Origin of the sequence: Microbacterium sp. NPDC056057, from assembly GCF_042266945.1 — a bacterium.
In the GTDB taxonomy this organism is placed as follows: Bacteria; Actinomycetota; Actinomycetes; order Actinomycetales; family Microbacteriaceae; genus Microbacterium; species Microbacterium trichothecenolyticum_C.
Map to the genome: position 1 here is coordinate 990,146 of NZ_JBHJWS010000001.1, position 13,098 is coordinate 1,003,243.

At 71.8% G+C, this 13,098-nt stretch carries 14 protein-coding genes; 9 read left to right on the top strand and 5 right to left on the bottom strand.

All coding sequences use genetic code 11. The features are described 5' to 3' along the window. Window positions 1-2: 2 nt before the first annotated feature. Window positions 3-467: a hypothetical protein gene (locus ACFC1K_RS04230; protein ID WP_310286216.1), complete on the top strand. Its 465-nt coding sequence runs from the start codon at window positions 3-5 to the stop codon at window positions 465-467. A gap of 14 nt (window positions 468-481) precedes the next feature. On the opposite strand, the gene ACFC1K_RS04235 is transcribed toward ACFC1K_RS04230, so the two are convergent. Beyond that, the gene (locus ACFC1K_RS04235; RefSeq protein WP_375870572.1) at window positions 482-1,300 is read right to left on the bottom strand and encodes an ABC transporter permease; all 819 of its coding nucleotides are present in this window, start codon (window positions 1,298-1,300) and stop codon (window positions 482-484) included. After that, window positions 1,297-3,051, bottom strand: a complete 1,755-nt coding sequence (locus tag ACFC1K_RS04240) for an ATP-binding cassette domain-containing protein (protein WP_375870573.1) — start codon at window positions 3,049-3,051, stop codon at window positions 1,297-1,299. The genes ACFC1K_RS04235 and ACFC1K_RS04240 overlap by 4 nt, the downstream gene beginning before the upstream one ends. A 149-nt stretch (window positions 3,052-3,200) precedes the next feature. Between ACFC1K_RS04240 and ACFC1K_RS04245 the strand changes: the two genes are divergently transcribed. From ACFC1K_RS04245 to ACFC1K_RS04260, 4 genes are all read left to right on the top strand, one after another. Beyond that, complete coding sequence (locus ACFC1K_RS04245) at window positions 3,201-4,274, top strand: enoyl-CoA hydratase/isomerase family protein (RefSeq protein ID WP_375870574.1); 1,074 nt, start codon at window positions 3,201-3,203, stop codon at window positions 4,272-4,274. A gap of 27 nt (window positions 4,275-4,301) precedes the next feature. Beyond that, entirely contained in the window at window positions 4,302-5,156 is an 855-nt protein-coding gene (locus tag ACFC1K_RS04250; RefSeq protein WP_375870575.1) for an LssY C-terminal domain-containing protein, read from the top strand. Next, entirely contained in the window at window positions 5,153-5,692 is a 540-nt protein-coding gene (locus ACFC1K_RS04255) for a hypothetical protein (protein WP_375870576.1), read from the top strand. The genes ACFC1K_RS04250 and ACFC1K_RS04255 overlap by 4 nt, the downstream gene beginning before the upstream one ends. A gap of 67 nt (window positions 5,693-5,759) precedes the next feature. Then, the gene (locus ACFC1K_RS04260) at window positions 5,760-6,686 is read left to right on the top strand and encodes a DnaJ domain-containing protein (RefSeq protein WP_310286205.1); all 927 of its coding nucleotides are present in this window, start codon (window positions 5,760-5,762) and stop codon (window positions 6,684-6,686) included. 135 nt (window positions 6,687-6,821) lie between these two features. On the opposite strand, the gene ACFC1K_RS04265 is transcribed toward ACFC1K_RS04260, so the two are convergent. Then, complete coding sequence (locus ACFC1K_RS04265; protein WP_375870577.1) at window positions 6,822-7,499, bottom strand: FadR/GntR family transcriptional regulator; 678 nt, start codon at window positions 7,497-7,499, stop codon at window positions 6,822-6,824. Window positions 7,500-7,633: 134 nt separating this feature from the next. Here ACFC1K_RS04265 and ACFC1K_RS04270 point away from each other — a divergent pair, with 134 nt between their 5' ends. Beyond that, window positions 7,634-8,482, top strand: coding sequence for an amidohydrolase family protein (locus ACFC1K_RS04270; protein ID WP_375870578.1), 849 nt, complete (start codon window positions 7,634-7,636; stop codon window positions 8,480-8,482). 184 nt (window positions 8,483-8,666) lie between these two features. Here ACFC1K_RS04270 and ACFC1K_RS04275 read toward each other — a convergent pair whose 3' ends face one another. Continuing rightward, window positions 8,667-9,428 (bottom strand): SDR family NAD(P)-dependent oxidoreductase, encoded by a 762-nt coding sequence (locus tag ACFC1K_RS04275; protein WP_375870579.1) that lies wholly within the window; start codon window positions 9,426-9,428, stop codon window positions 8,667-8,669. Further along, on the bottom strand, window positions 9,425-10,285 hold the full coding sequence (locus ACFC1K_RS04280) for a fumarylacetoacetate hydrolase family protein (protein WP_375870580.1): 861 nt from the start codon (window positions 10,283-10,285) through the stop codon (window positions 9,425-9,427). Before ACFC1K_RS04280 ends, ACFC1K_RS04275 begins: the two co-directional genes overlap by 4 nt. A gap of 136 nt (window positions 10,286-10,421) precedes the next feature. Between ACFC1K_RS04280 and ACFC1K_RS04285 the strand changes: the two genes are divergently transcribed. Genes ACFC1K_RS04285 through ACFC1K_RS04295 form a run of 3 tightly spaced genes read left to right on the top strand, consistent with a single transcriptional unit; the run spans window position 10,422 to window position 13,093 of the window. After that, complete coding sequence (locus tag ACFC1K_RS04285; RefSeq protein WP_375870581.1) at window positions 10,422-11,717, top strand: enolase C-terminal domain-like protein; 1,296 nt, start codon at window positions 10,422-10,424, stop codon at window positions 11,715-11,717. After that, complete coding sequence (locus ACFC1K_RS04290) at window positions 11,704-12,666, top strand: aldo/keto reductase (protein WP_375870582.1); 963 nt, start codon at window positions 11,704-11,706, stop codon at window positions 12,664-12,666. The genes ACFC1K_RS04285 and ACFC1K_RS04290 overlap by 14 nt, the downstream gene beginning before the upstream one ends. A 13-nt stretch (window positions 12,667-12,679) precedes the next feature. Further along, window positions 12,680-13,093 (top strand): RbsD/FucU family protein, encoded by a 414-nt coding sequence (locus tag ACFC1K_RS04295; protein WP_375870583.1) that lies wholly within the window; start codon window positions 12,680-12,682, stop codon window positions 13,091-13,093. Window positions 13,094-13,098: the final 5 nt, after the last annotated feature.

Genomic DNA, 13,098 nt, shown 5'->3' on the forward strand with positions numbered 1-13,098 from the left:
ACATGGTGACGCTGCTGCTCGACTCGACGCAGCTCGAGGTCGTGCTGTCGGTGTCCGAGCGCGCCCTGTCATTCCGCAAGGGGAATGTCGTCATCGAGCGCTCGACCATCACCAAGGTGCAGCTCACCGACGACGCCTGGACGTGGCTGCGCGGCATCCCGAGCCCCGGAACCCACGTGCGCGGAATCATCGCCGCCGGCACCTGGCGCTCCGCGGGCGGCGACGACTTCGCGATCATCCGCCGTCACCGGCCCAGTGTCGTGATCGACCTCGAGGGCCACCCCGAGTTCCAGCGGGTCATCCTGACCACGCGCCACGGCCTCGCGCTCGTGCAGGCCCTGCGGGTCGAGGTCGCGGCCGAGCCGACCGACGTCGTCGACATCGCGGCCGAGACGGGCACGATCCCGGTCGTCGCCGAGCGCAAGCCGCGGGGGCGCAAGACGCCGGCGCCGGCTCCGGCGGTCTGACCTTCCAGGAGCGGTCAGCTGACGTCGCGACGCCAGCTGACCAGGTGGCCGAGCACGACGAACACGATTGCGTAGCCGAGCAGCACGAGCCCGCCCACCCACCACTCGAGCGGGTCCGCTGAGCCCTGCGGGATCGTCGCCGCGTACACGCTCGCACCGACCAGCGCATCGCTCGCCGCTCCCGGGAGGAAGCGCGTGACATCCGACAGGCCCTCGACGAACGCGGCGGCGGTGCGCCCGATCGGCTCGATGAACTGGGTGAACACCAGTACGCCGACGATCGCGCCCACCTGATTGCGCACGAGGGCGCCGACGCCCACGCCGATGAGCGTCCAGAGGACGTAGGCGAGCAGCATCCGTCCCAGCATCGCCCAGGTGTCGGGCGAGGTGATGTCGGTCTCGAGACCGAAGCCTGCGAGGAACGCCGCCGATGTGCCGACCGCCGCGACGATGCCGATCAGGCCGAGCACGACGCCGATGAGCACGCCGACGGCGAGCTTGGCGACGAGCACGCGGGCGCGGCGCGGCGTGGCGAGGAACGTGGGGGTGAGGGTCTTGTGGCGGAACTCCGCCGTCACCATCAGCGTGCCCACGAGCAGCGGGAAGACGTAGCCGACGGTGGTCGCGGTGCTGTAGAGGGTCGCCGCGAGGCCCTCTTCGGGAATCGGCGGCGCGTTGCCGGGGAGCGACCCGGTCGCGGCGGCCGCGTAGACGAAGCCGAGCGCCGCCGCGGTGAAGGCGACGTACGCGAACAGGACGATCGCGAGGATCCACCAGATGCTCGTGGAGAACAGCTTCGTGCTCTCGGCGCGGGTGGCGGCGGTGAGGCTCATCGGTCGCCCCCTTCCCCGTCGGCGGGTGCGGTGACGGCGTCGGCCGCCGGGTCGCTTTCGGAGGAGATGGATGCCTCGGCGCCCGGCTCGGGCTCGGGTTCGGCGGTCTCCGCGTGCGGGGTGTGGCCGACGGCGTCCTCGAAGGCCTCGGCCTCGGGCGGTATCCATGCTTCGGGCTCGGGCTCGGGCTCGGGCTCGGGCTCGGGCTCGGGCTCGGCGGCGAGCTCCGACTCTCGCGCGGCGGCGGTGTGGTCGAAGGCGGCGAAGAACGCGTCGGCCTCGATGTCGGAGTCGGTCTTGACGTAGTGCTCCCACGGGCGGTCGTCGTCGGCGTCGGGAGGCTCGGGCGTCGAGAGCTCGTCGTCGATCTCGCCGATGGCTTCGACGTCGGGGTCCGCGTCCTCGGGGGCCCACGGGTCGGCGGGCTCCGAGGCCGGCTCCGGCTCGGTCTCCGATGCGGGTTCGGGCTGCGGCTCGTCGTCGGGCTCCGGCTCGGTCTCCGATGCGGGCTCGGGCTCGGTCTCCGATGCGGGTTCGGGCTCCGGCTCGGCGTCCTCGGGGGCCGCGGAAGGCACGATGTCGATGACGCCCGTGCTCGCGACCGCGTAGGCGACGGGCGCCGGTGCGATGGGCGCCTCGGGCTCGCTGTCTTCACCGGGCTCGTCGGGCTCGGAGACCCAGGCGGCGCCGGCCGCGGCGGCGAGGGCTGTCGCAGCCCCGGGTGCGCTGGTGGCTTCAGCGTCGAGCGCGGCCGCGGTGAGCGCCGACTCGGCCGCCTCGTCGGCTTCGGAGGCCGTCTCCCCGACGGTCGGCGCCAGGGGCGCAGCATCCACGCCTCCGGCCGCGCTCGGATGCATGCGCGTGCCGTTGACGAGATCGAGGAACACCTCCTCGAGCGCGGGGCCACGGCGGTGCAGCGCCGAGAGCGCGACGCCGCCGGCGGCGGCCGCCGCGCCGACCGCGGTCGGGTCGACGCCGCGCACGGTGAGCCCGGAGCGCAGCACCTCGAACGGCACGCCGGCGGCCTTCAGCGCGGCGCCGAGCGCCGCCCGATCGGGAGCATCGACGACGGTGGCGTATTCGCGCGGGTCCGTCAGCTCGTCGACGCCGCCCTGGAACACGAGGCGTCCGCGCGAGATGATCAGCAGCGCGTCCACGGTCTGCTGCACCTCGGCGAGCAGGTGCGACGAGACGAGCACGGTCCGGCCCTCGCTCGCGAGCTGGCGGAGGAAGCCGCGCATCCAGCGGATGCCCTCGGGGTCCAGTCCGTTCGCCGGCTCGTCGAGCACCAGCACGCCCGGGTCGCCGAGCAGCGCGTACGCGAGGCCGAGGCGCTGGCGCATGCCCAGCGAGTATCCGCCGACCTTGCGGTTGGCAGCATCCGTCAGTCCCACGAGGTCCAGCACCTCGCCGACCCGCGACCTCGTGATGCCGGCGGCCTGGGCGTAGATGGTGAGGTGCGCGGTGGCGGTGCGGCCGGGATGGAAGCTGGATGCCTCGAGCACCGCGCCGACGGTCTGCAGCGGCTTGTCGAGCTCGGCGTAGCGCTTGCCGCCGATCGTGGCGTGGCCGTCCGTCGCCTTGACGAGCCCGAGGAGGATCCGCAGTGTCGTGGTCTTGCCTGCGCCGTTCGGGCCGAGGAATCCGGTGACCATTCCGGGGTCGACCCGAGCTGTGAGGCCTGCGACCGCAGTGACGGCGCCGAAGCGCTTGGTGACACCTGAGAACTCCAGCGACTGGCCGTCGGGCATGCCGAACCCTCTCGTTGGTCGTGGGCGACAACCCGCGGGGCAATGTACGGGGCCGCTCCATTGCGGACTCACAGCAGAACTCCGTCCCATCCTGGCGGAAATCCGGTCTCAGCGTGGGAGAAGTTCGCCCTGCCGGTAACGTTGCGCTCGTGACCGACCTCGCCGAAGCAGCCGCGGAGCCCACCGTCCTCGTGAGCACGAGCGGAGGGCTCGGGCGCCTCACCCTCAACCGGCCCCGCGCGATCAACGCGCTCAACCTGGGGATGGTCGAGCAGCTGCACGCGGCCCTCGACGCATGGGAGCACGACACCGAAGTCGACGTGGTGCTGCTCGACGGCGCCGGCGATCGCGGACTGTGCGCCGGCGGCGATGTGCGCGGCCTCGCCGAGCAGGTCACGAGCGGCCGCGCCGACGACGCGGCGGTGTTCTTCCGCGCCGAGTACGCGATCAACGCGCGCATCGCCGAATACCCGAAGCCCTTCGTCGCCTTCGCCGACGGCATCACGATGGGAGGCGGCATCGGCGTCGCCGGCCACGCCGCGATCCGCATCGTGACCGAGCGCTCGCAGCTGGCGATGCCCGAGACCCGCATCGGCTTCACCCCCGACGTCGGCGGCACGTGGCTGCTCGCCCACGCGCCGGGCCGCCTGGGCGAGTACCTCGGGCTGACGGGGGCGGTGATGGATGCCTCGGACGCCATCTACGCCGGATTCGCCGACCACTACGTGCCCCACGAGAACCTCGACGCGGTCCGAGATGCGCTCGAGACGCGGGCGGACCCGTCCAGCCCGACGGAGCTCGTCCTGCTGTTCGACGAGACCCCGGCGCCCTCGAAGCTCATCTCCGCGCGGGAGTGGATCGACGACGCGTTCGCGGCCGACACGGTGGTCGAGATCGTCGAGAGGCTGCGGGCGCGCCCCGAGCCCGAGGCATCCGCCACCGCCGATCTGCTCGGCGAACTGTCGCCGACCGGTCTCGCCGTGACGCTCGCCGCGATCCGGCGCGCGCGGGAGCTGCCGGGGCTCAGGCACGCGCTCGACCAGGAGTACGGCCTGGTGATGTGGTTCGCGACGACCCAGCCCGACCTGCCGGAGGGCATCAGGGCGCAGGTGATCGACAAGGACCGCACGCCGAACTGGCGGCCGGCGACCCTCGCCGACCTGCCGGACGACGTCGCCGAGATCGCGCTGGGCCACCGGCCCGACGTTCCGCTCTGGGACTGACGCGGACGTCGGCGGCGAGGAGGGATCGTGAGCACCCGGCGGCGGAGGAGCTACTCGATCGGGGTCGCGATCGACTGGTTCTTCTTCGTCTTCGCGGGGCTCGCGGCCCTCTGGCTCGCGTATCTCAGCCTCACCGAGACGTTCCACGTCGGGTGGTGGGGCATCCCGTTCTTCCTCGCGTTCTGGGTGCTGCTCGCGTATCTGGTGCTGCCGCGGCTGCACCGCATCCTCACCACGATCTACGTGCCGGACTACTTCATCGGCCGCACCCGGACCAGTGACGGACTGCTCGGCGACCCCGTGAACCTCGCGTTCCACGGCACCGGTGACCAGATCCGCGCATCGCTCGAGGCCGCCGGCTGGACCGAGGCCGACCCGGTGACGCTCGGCTCGTCGTGGCGCATCATCACGTCGACGCTCACGCGTCGCAGCTACGACGAGGCGCCGGTGAGCCCGCTCTTCCTCTTCGGACGCCAGCAGGACTTCGCCTACCAGCAGGAGGTCGACGGGAATCCCGCCCAGCGCCACCACGTGCGATTCTGGCGCTGCCCCGACGACTGGCTGCTGCCCGGCGGGCGCCGCGTCGACTGGCTCGCCGCCGGCACGTTCGACACCAGCGTCGGGCTGTCGCTGTTCACGCTGCAGGTCACCCACCGCATCGACGCCGACACCGACGTCGAGCGCGACCACATCGTCCAGACGGTGACGGATGCCGATTCCCGCGTCACCGTGGACGTCATCCCCGACTTCGCCACCGGCTATCACGCCCGCAACGGCGGCGGCGACAGCATCCGCACCGACGGGGACCTCCCCATCGTGGACGTGCGCGCGGTCGAGCCGAGCGCGGAGAGCGCGGAGAGCGCGGGGGAGGTGCCGGCATGACCGCCGAGCTGCCCGCGCCGCACAAGCGGCCCGCGTACGAACCCGCCAAGCGACTGCTCAAGCCGCCGCGCTTCGACCCGGAGATGACGCGCCCGATCTCGACGGTGGCCGGCGTTCTGCTCATCGTGCTGCGGGTGATCGCCGGCGTCGTGGTGCTCGTCAGCATCGCGACCGGATGGGACGCGATCCTCTCCGATCCCGACTCCGTGCTCGAGGGCTTCGATCCGACGCCGGAAGGGAAGCAGGCCGCGCTGTGGCTCGTGATCGGCACCGGGGCGACCGTGCTCCTCATCGACCTCGCGCTGGCGTTCTTCGTCTTCCGCGGCTACAACTGGGCGCGCGTGTTCGTCATGTTCATCGCGGTGCTGTCGATCAGCACATCGTTCACCGCGTGGTGGGCGCAGGGGCAGGAGATCGAGATCCAAGGGACGTTCCTGTCGCTGAGCATCGACATCCTGCTGCTGCTCGCCCTGTCGAGCCGCAGCGCGGCCGCATATGCGCGCCGCAACGAGCGGCGCCCGGATACCCCGGCGTGACGTAACCTGAGTCCCGCCGCAGGCAGCGGCACGCAGCATCCGTCATCGCAGTCCCGGGGGAGGGCACGTGTTCGACAGTCCGCTCTCGGCGTCGGCGTACGAGGTGCTCGCGGTCGCCCCCGAGGTCGACGAGGAGACCCTGCGCAAGGCGTACCGACTGCGCCTGCGGCAGACGCACCCCGACACCGGCGGCGACGCGGCGGTGTTCATCCAGGTGCAGCGGGCGTGGGAGCTCGTCGGCACGCCGGAGGCCCGCGCGGCGTACGACCGCGGGCACGGCTTCGGCGAGGCGGCGGCTCCCGAGTGGTCGGGGTGGCGACCGCCCGCGGCGCGCACCGACACCCGTCCGCGTGCACGCTCCTACGGGCATCCCGGCGGCTGGCGCCGCGAGCGCTACCTCACCCTGATCCGCGAGTGGGCCGGCCGCGGCGTCACGCTCGAGGACCCGTACGACCCCGCGCTCGTGCGCTCGGCCCCGGTGGCGTTGCGGCGCCTCTTGGCCGACGCGCTCGCCGAGGAGGCGACGGCCCGCATCGTGGCCGACCTCGGCATGGGATACACCGTGTGGCACGACGTGGCGGCGGCCGGGCGAGGGACCGACCCCGACGCGAAGATCGACCACATCGTGCTCGGCCCGAGCGGCCTGTACGGCGTGCTGTCGGAGGACTTCGGCGGCCCGGCGCGCATCCGCCGCGGCGAGTTCGTCGGCGACGGCGTGCCCGGCGCGCCGCTCGCCGAGCTGCTCTCGCGCATGCGGGTGATCTCGCGCGCCGCGGGCGTGCGTTTCAGCGGCGCGATCGTCGTGCTTCCCGACGAGGACGTGCTCACCCCGATCGACGAGATCGGCCGCGTGCGCGGTGTGCGCGTCGCCGTCGTCTCGCGCAGCGCCCTGGCCACGGTGCTGCGTCGCGGCATCACGGGCGCCCGTGACGTCGGCGGCAACGAGGTGTTCGACTACCGCACGCGCCTGCAGCAGACCGTGCGCTTCGCGTAGAGCCCGCGGCGGGCGTCGCGGCTGTCCGCATCGTGTGCTCTCACCGAGTGCACACGTCGTGCGCGTGCATAGCGTGTGATCTCGGTGACATCACGTGCAGTGGACGGATGCTGCCTCCAGGCGTTGCGTCGAGGCTCAGGCGTCGCGGGCCTGGCGCAGCCAGCGCTCGATGCCCGAGATGTGCACCTGGGCCACCGAGGTGGCGAGCTCGATGTCGTGATCGGCGATCGCGTCGAGGATCGCGCGGTGCTCGGCGAGCGTGCGCTCGACCGCGCCCGCCTGGGTGAGCCCCCGCCACACGCGGGCACGCACGGTCTGGCTGGTGAGGCTCTCGAGCAGGCTCGCCAGGTAGTCGTTGCCCGCGAGCCGCGCGATCGCGCTGTGGAAGCGCACGTCGTGCTCGACCAGGGTCTCGATGTCGGTGTCGGTCGCGACACCGCGGATCTCGGCATCCAATCCCGCCACGTCGTCGTCGTCCGCACGCTGGGCCGCGAGCCCCGTCGCGTGGGACTCGAGGACGCGACGGACCGCGAAGATCTCGAGCAGCGAGTCGTCGTCGTGCAGGTCGACGACGAACGAGATCGCCTCGAGCAGCAGCTTCGGCTCGAGGCTCGTGACGTACGTGCCGTCGCCGCGCCGCACGTCGAGCACGCGGATGACCTCGAGCGCCTTGACGGCCTCGCGCATCGAGTTGCGCGAGAGGCCCAGCCGCTCGGCGAGGTCCTTCTCGGGAGGCAGGCGCGATCCCGGCGCCAGCTCGCCGCGGACGATCATGTCCTTGATCTTCTCGATCGCTTCGTCGGTGACGGCCACGGGCCCATCCTAGACATCCGATGTCAGGAAGATCGATCCCCGCTCCCCCTCACCGCGCCGCTGGCGCGCCGCGGCGGGCCTCCGGGGGCGGGGGCCCAGCTGTGACCACCGCGCGTCGACGGCATGATGGTGGCATGCGAGTCGTGGACGGACACCTCCATCTCTGGGACCCCGAGGTCCTGACCTACGAGTGGCTCGAAGGACCTCTGCTCCGATCTTTCGGACCCGACGAGCTCGACGTCGCCCTGCAGGACGCCCCCGAGGCGGACTGCGGCTTCGTGTTCGTGCAGGCGGAGTGCGCTCCGGAGCAGTCGATCGCCGAGGTCGACTGGGTCGCCTCGCTGACGGACCGTGTGCCGGTGCGCGGCATCGTGGCGCGCGCGCCCCTCGAGGATCCCGGCGCCACCGACGAGCATCTCGCGGCGTTCGCGGAGCGGCCGCTCGTCGTCGGGGTGCGGCGGCTGCTGCAGTCCGAGCCGGACGGATTCGGGCTGCGACCCGGGTTCCTCCGTGGCGCGCGGGCCGTGGCATCCGCCGGGCTCACCTTCGATGCCGGCGTGCGCTGGACGCAGCTGCCCGATCTGGTGGCCTTCGCCGACGCGCTGCCAGAGCTCACGATCGTGCTCGATCATCTGGGCAAACCCGAGGTGGGTTCGCCGGACGCCGCCGACCCCGCCGACGGCACCCCGTGGGCGGAGTCGCTGCGCGACCTGGCCCAGCGCCCGAACGTGGTGTGCAAGCTCTCGGGCCTGCCCGCGGAGTCTCCCGGTGAGTGGACCGAGGCCCAGATGCGGCCGTTCCTCGACGTGGCGCTCGATGCCTTCGGCCCCGACCGTCTGCTGTTCGGCAGCGACTGGCCGGTATCGGGTCCGTACGGGCGCTGGCTCGACACGGTGTCGTCGTGGCTGGAGGACCGCGTCGGCGAGCGCCACCGGAAGGCGATGCTCGCCGAGAACGCCGAGCGGGTCTACGGCCTGGGGTAGCGGCATCCATCGCGCTCCCCGTCTTCATCGACGCGGCTGCGAGGTCCCCACGCCGCCCGCTCGTTCGACAGGTCAACCGGAGTTCGGCAGGAGCTTCAGCCTGGAATCGGTCATGTGGAAGCCCGGTTGACCTGTGGGACGGATGCCGCGGCCGGGGGCGCGATCTACCGCCTGGCGCGATGAGTCAGGAGCCGGCCGGGCGGAGGCGGAGCGGCGACATCCCGCCGTCCACCTCGATGTAGGTGCCGGTCGTCGAGGCCGACGACGGGCTCACCAGGTACAGCACGGCGCCGGCGACCTCGGCGGCCGACACCAGGCGGCCGTGTGGCTGGCGGGCCTCGAGTGCGGCGCGCTCGGCGACGGGGTCGGGAGCGCTCGCGAGCAGGCGGCCGATCCACGGGGTGTCGGCGGTGCCGGGATTGACGGCGTTGACGCGGATGCCCTCGCGCAGGTGGTCGGCGGCCATCGCACGGGTGAGCGAGAGCACGGCGCCCTTCGAGGCGCTGTACAGCGCGCGCTGCGGCAGGCCCGCGGTCGCCGCGATCGACGACGTGTTGCAGATCGCGGCGGACGGCGACGTCCGAAGCCACGGCAGCGCCGCCGCCGTGACGCGGGCGATGCCGGTGACGTTGATGGAGAGCACGCGCGCCCACTCGGCGTCGTCGTTCGCCGCGATGTCGCCCTGCGCGCCGATCCCCGCGTTGTTGACGAGGATGTCGATGCGCCCGAACCGCTCCCCGACCTCGGCGATCGCCCGGTCGACCGCGGCGCGGTCCGACACGTCCGCGGCGAACGCGGCGAACCGAGGGTCTGCACCGGACGGATCGAGATCGAGCACCGCGACCTCGGCGCCCTCGTCCGCGAGCGCGGTGGCGATCGCGGCGCCGATGCCCGACGCGCCTCCGGTGACGACGGCGACGAGGCCGTTCAGCTGCTGCCCGCTCATCGCGCGGCCTCCCATGCCACGAACTCCTGGCGCTGCGCACCGAGACCGTCGATCTCGATGTCGACGACGTCGCCCGCCTTCAGGTACGGGAAGGTGCCGCCGAACGCCACGCCCTGCGGCGTGCCGGTGAGGATCAGGTCGCCGGGCTCGAGGGTGACGAACTGCGAGAGGTGATGCACGATGGCCCGCACGTCGAAGATCATGTCGCTGGTGTTCGAGTCCTGCCGGGGTTCGCCGTTGACGAAGCTCCTCAGGCCGAGGTTCTGGGCGTCGACCTCGTCGGCCGTGACCAGCCACGGGCCCGTCGGGTTGAAGCCGTGCGCGATCTTGCCCTTCGACCACTGTCCGCCCGAGATCTCCATCTGGAAGGTGCGCTCCGAGACGTCGTTGGCGACGACGTAGCCGGCGATGTGCGCGTCGGCCTCGTCGGGGCTGTCGAGATACGCGGTGCGGCGGCCGATCACGACGCCGAGCTCGACCTCCCAGTCGGTCTTCTCGCTGCCGCGGGGGATCGTCACGGCGTCGTTCGGTCCGACGACGGTGTTCGGCGTCTTGAGGAAGATGATCGGCACGGTCGGCGGCTCCGCACCGGACTCGCGCGCGTGCGCGGCATAGTTCTGGCCGATGCAGATGACCGCGCTCGGACGCGCGATCGGGGCGCCGATGCGCAGATCGGCGGCGCCTTCGAGTTCGGGGAGGAGCCCCGCAGTGAGCGCGGCGGAGGTGCGGCCGACGGGGTCATCGGCGAGGAATCCCCCGTCGACATCGGATGTGAGCGGACGCAGATCGAGGTGACGGTCGCCGTCGATGACGACGGGGATCTCGCTGCCGGACTCGCCGAGGCGCGCGAACTTCATGGTTCTCCTGGATTTCTCGATGCGGGGCGGCGTCGGTGCCGCCGTGGCCCGCGGGCGTGATTGACAGTATAGACATCCGATGTTTACACTTCGAGCGGTTCGACTCCCCGAACCGCGAACCGCTGGAGAACGCCCCGTGAGCCGCATCGTCGCCTTCGAGACGACAGACATCCGATTCCCCACGTCGCTGAGCCTCGACGGCTCCGACGCGATGAACCCCGATCCCGACTACTCGGCTGCCTACCTCCGTATCGTGACGGACGCTGCGGACCGTGTCTCGGGACACGCCTTCGTGTTCACGATCGGGCGTGGCAACGATGTGCAGGTCGCCGCGCTCGACGCGCTCGCCGCGCACCTCGTGGGGCGCGAGCTCGAGCCGATCCTCGACGACATGGGTGCGACCAACCGGGAGCTCATCGGCGACTCGCAGCTGCGCTGGCTCGGCCCCGAGAAGGGCGTCATGCACATGGCGATCGGCGCGGTCGTCAACGCGCTGTGGGACATCAAGGCCAAGCGCGCCGGACTCCCGCTGTGGCAGCTGCTGTCGCGCATGAGCCCCGAGGAGCTCGTCGCGCTCGTCGACTTCCGCTACCTCACGAACGCCCTCACCCCCGAGGATGCGCTGCAGATCCTCCGCGACGCCGAGCCCGGTCGGGCCGAGCGCGAGCAGGAGCTCCTCGCCACCGGCTACCCCGCGTACACGACGAGCCCCGGCTGGCTGGGCTACTCGGACGAGAAGCTCGCGCGCCTGTGCCGGGAGGCGATCGCCGACGGCTTCGGCCAGATCAAGCTCAAGGTCGGCGCCGACCTCGACGACGACATCCGTCGCCTCCGCGTCGCGCGCGAGGTCTGCGGCGAGGGCTTCCCGATCGCGATCGACGCCAATCAGCGCTGGGAGGTGTCCGAGGCGATCGCGTGGGTGAACGCGCTCGCCGAGTTCGAGCCCGCGTGGATCGAAGAGCCCACGAGCCCCGATGACGTGCTCGGCCACGCCGAGATCGCGCGCGGCATCGCGCCGGTGCGCGTGGCGACGGGGGAGCACGCGCAGAACCGCGTGATCTTCAAGCAGCTGTTGCAGGCCGGCGCGATCTCGGTCATGCAGATCGACGCGGCGCGCGTCGGCGGCGTCAACGAGAACATCGCGAACCTGCTCCTGGCTGCCAAGTTCGGTATTCCGGTGTGCCCGCACGCGGGCGGCGTCGGTCTCTGCGAGGCCGTGCAGCACCTCTCGATGTTCGACTTCGTCGCCGTCACCGGCACCCGCGAAGGTCGAATGATCGAGTACGTCGACCACCTCCACGAGCACTTCGTCGTGCCGACCGAGGTCCGCGGCGGTATGTATGTGGCACCGACGGCGCCCGGCACCGGTATGGAGATGAAGGCGGCCAGCCGCGCCGAGTACGAGTTCGGGACGACGGATGCCGCGGCCTGAACTCCCCGCGCTGACCCGGCTCGGGTACGGCGCGGCGAACATCGGCAACCTCTTCCGTGAGCTCAGCGACGACCAGGCCTGGGCCATCCTCGACGCGGCGTGGGAGAGCGGCATCCGCTACTACGACACCGCTCCCCACTACGGGCTGGGGTTGTCCGAGCGGCGCCTGGGCGCGTTCCTGCGGACCAAGCCGCGCGACGAGTTCGTGATCTCGACGAAGGCCGGGCGTCTGCTCCGCCCCAACCCCGAGGACGACGGGGGCCTCGATGTCGCCGCCGACTTCCACGTGCCGACGGCGCTCCGCCGCGAATGGGACTTCTCCGAGGCGGGCGTCCGCGCGAGCCTCGAGGAATCCCTGGAGCGCCTCGGCCTCGATCGCGTCGACGTGCTCTACCTGCACGATCCCGAGCGCCACGACCTCGACCTCGCGCTCCGCGAGGCGTTCCCCGCGCTCGAGCAGCTGCGCACCGAGGGCGCGGTCGATGCGATCGGCATCGGCTCCATGATGAGCGAGGCGCTCGCCGCGGCCGTCGAGAGCGCCGATCTGGACCTCATCATGATCGCCGGCCGCTACACGCTGCTCGAGCAGCCGGCCGCCGACGCCGTGCTACCCGCGTGTCACGAGCGCGGGACCGGGGTGGTGGCGGCATCCGTCTTCAATTCGGGACTTCTCGCGAAAGACGAGCCGGAGCGCTCCGACCGGTACGAGTACGGACGGATGCCGGAGCCCCTGTGGGAGCGTCTGCAGGCGATCCTCGCCGTGTGCCGAGCGCACGACGTGCCGCTGCCCGCGGCGGCGGTGCAGTTCGCCCTGCGCGACACCGCGGTGCGCTCGGTCGTCGTGGGCGGCAGCCGTCCCGAGCAGCTGCGCCGCAACGCCGAGCTCATGGCGATCGACATCCCCGCCGCGCTGTGGGACGATCTCGCCGCCGACGGCCTCATCCGCTGACGAAGGGATCCTCATGCTCGAGGGCATCAACCCCCTGCTGACCGGGGAGCTGCTGCTCCACCTCGACCGCATGGGCCACTCCGACGCGGTCGTGATCGCCGACGCGCACTTCCCGGCGTGGGCCATCGGTGCACGCGTCATCGATCTGCCAGGAACGACGACGCCCGAGGTGCTGGCGGCCGTGCGCAGCGTGGTGCCGCTCGACGACGCACCCGCGCTGGATCTCATGGCGTCGGCCGACGGCGAGGTGCTCGATGTCCAGCGCGAGCTCGCCGCCGCGGCGGGCGTCGACGATCCGCGTTACGTCGACCGGTTCGAGTACTACGAGCTCGCGAAGACCGCGTACGTCATCGTGCGCACCGGCGAGACGCGCAAATACGGCAACGCGCTGCTGCGCAAGGGCGTCGTGGGCCACCCGTCCGCCTGAGCGGG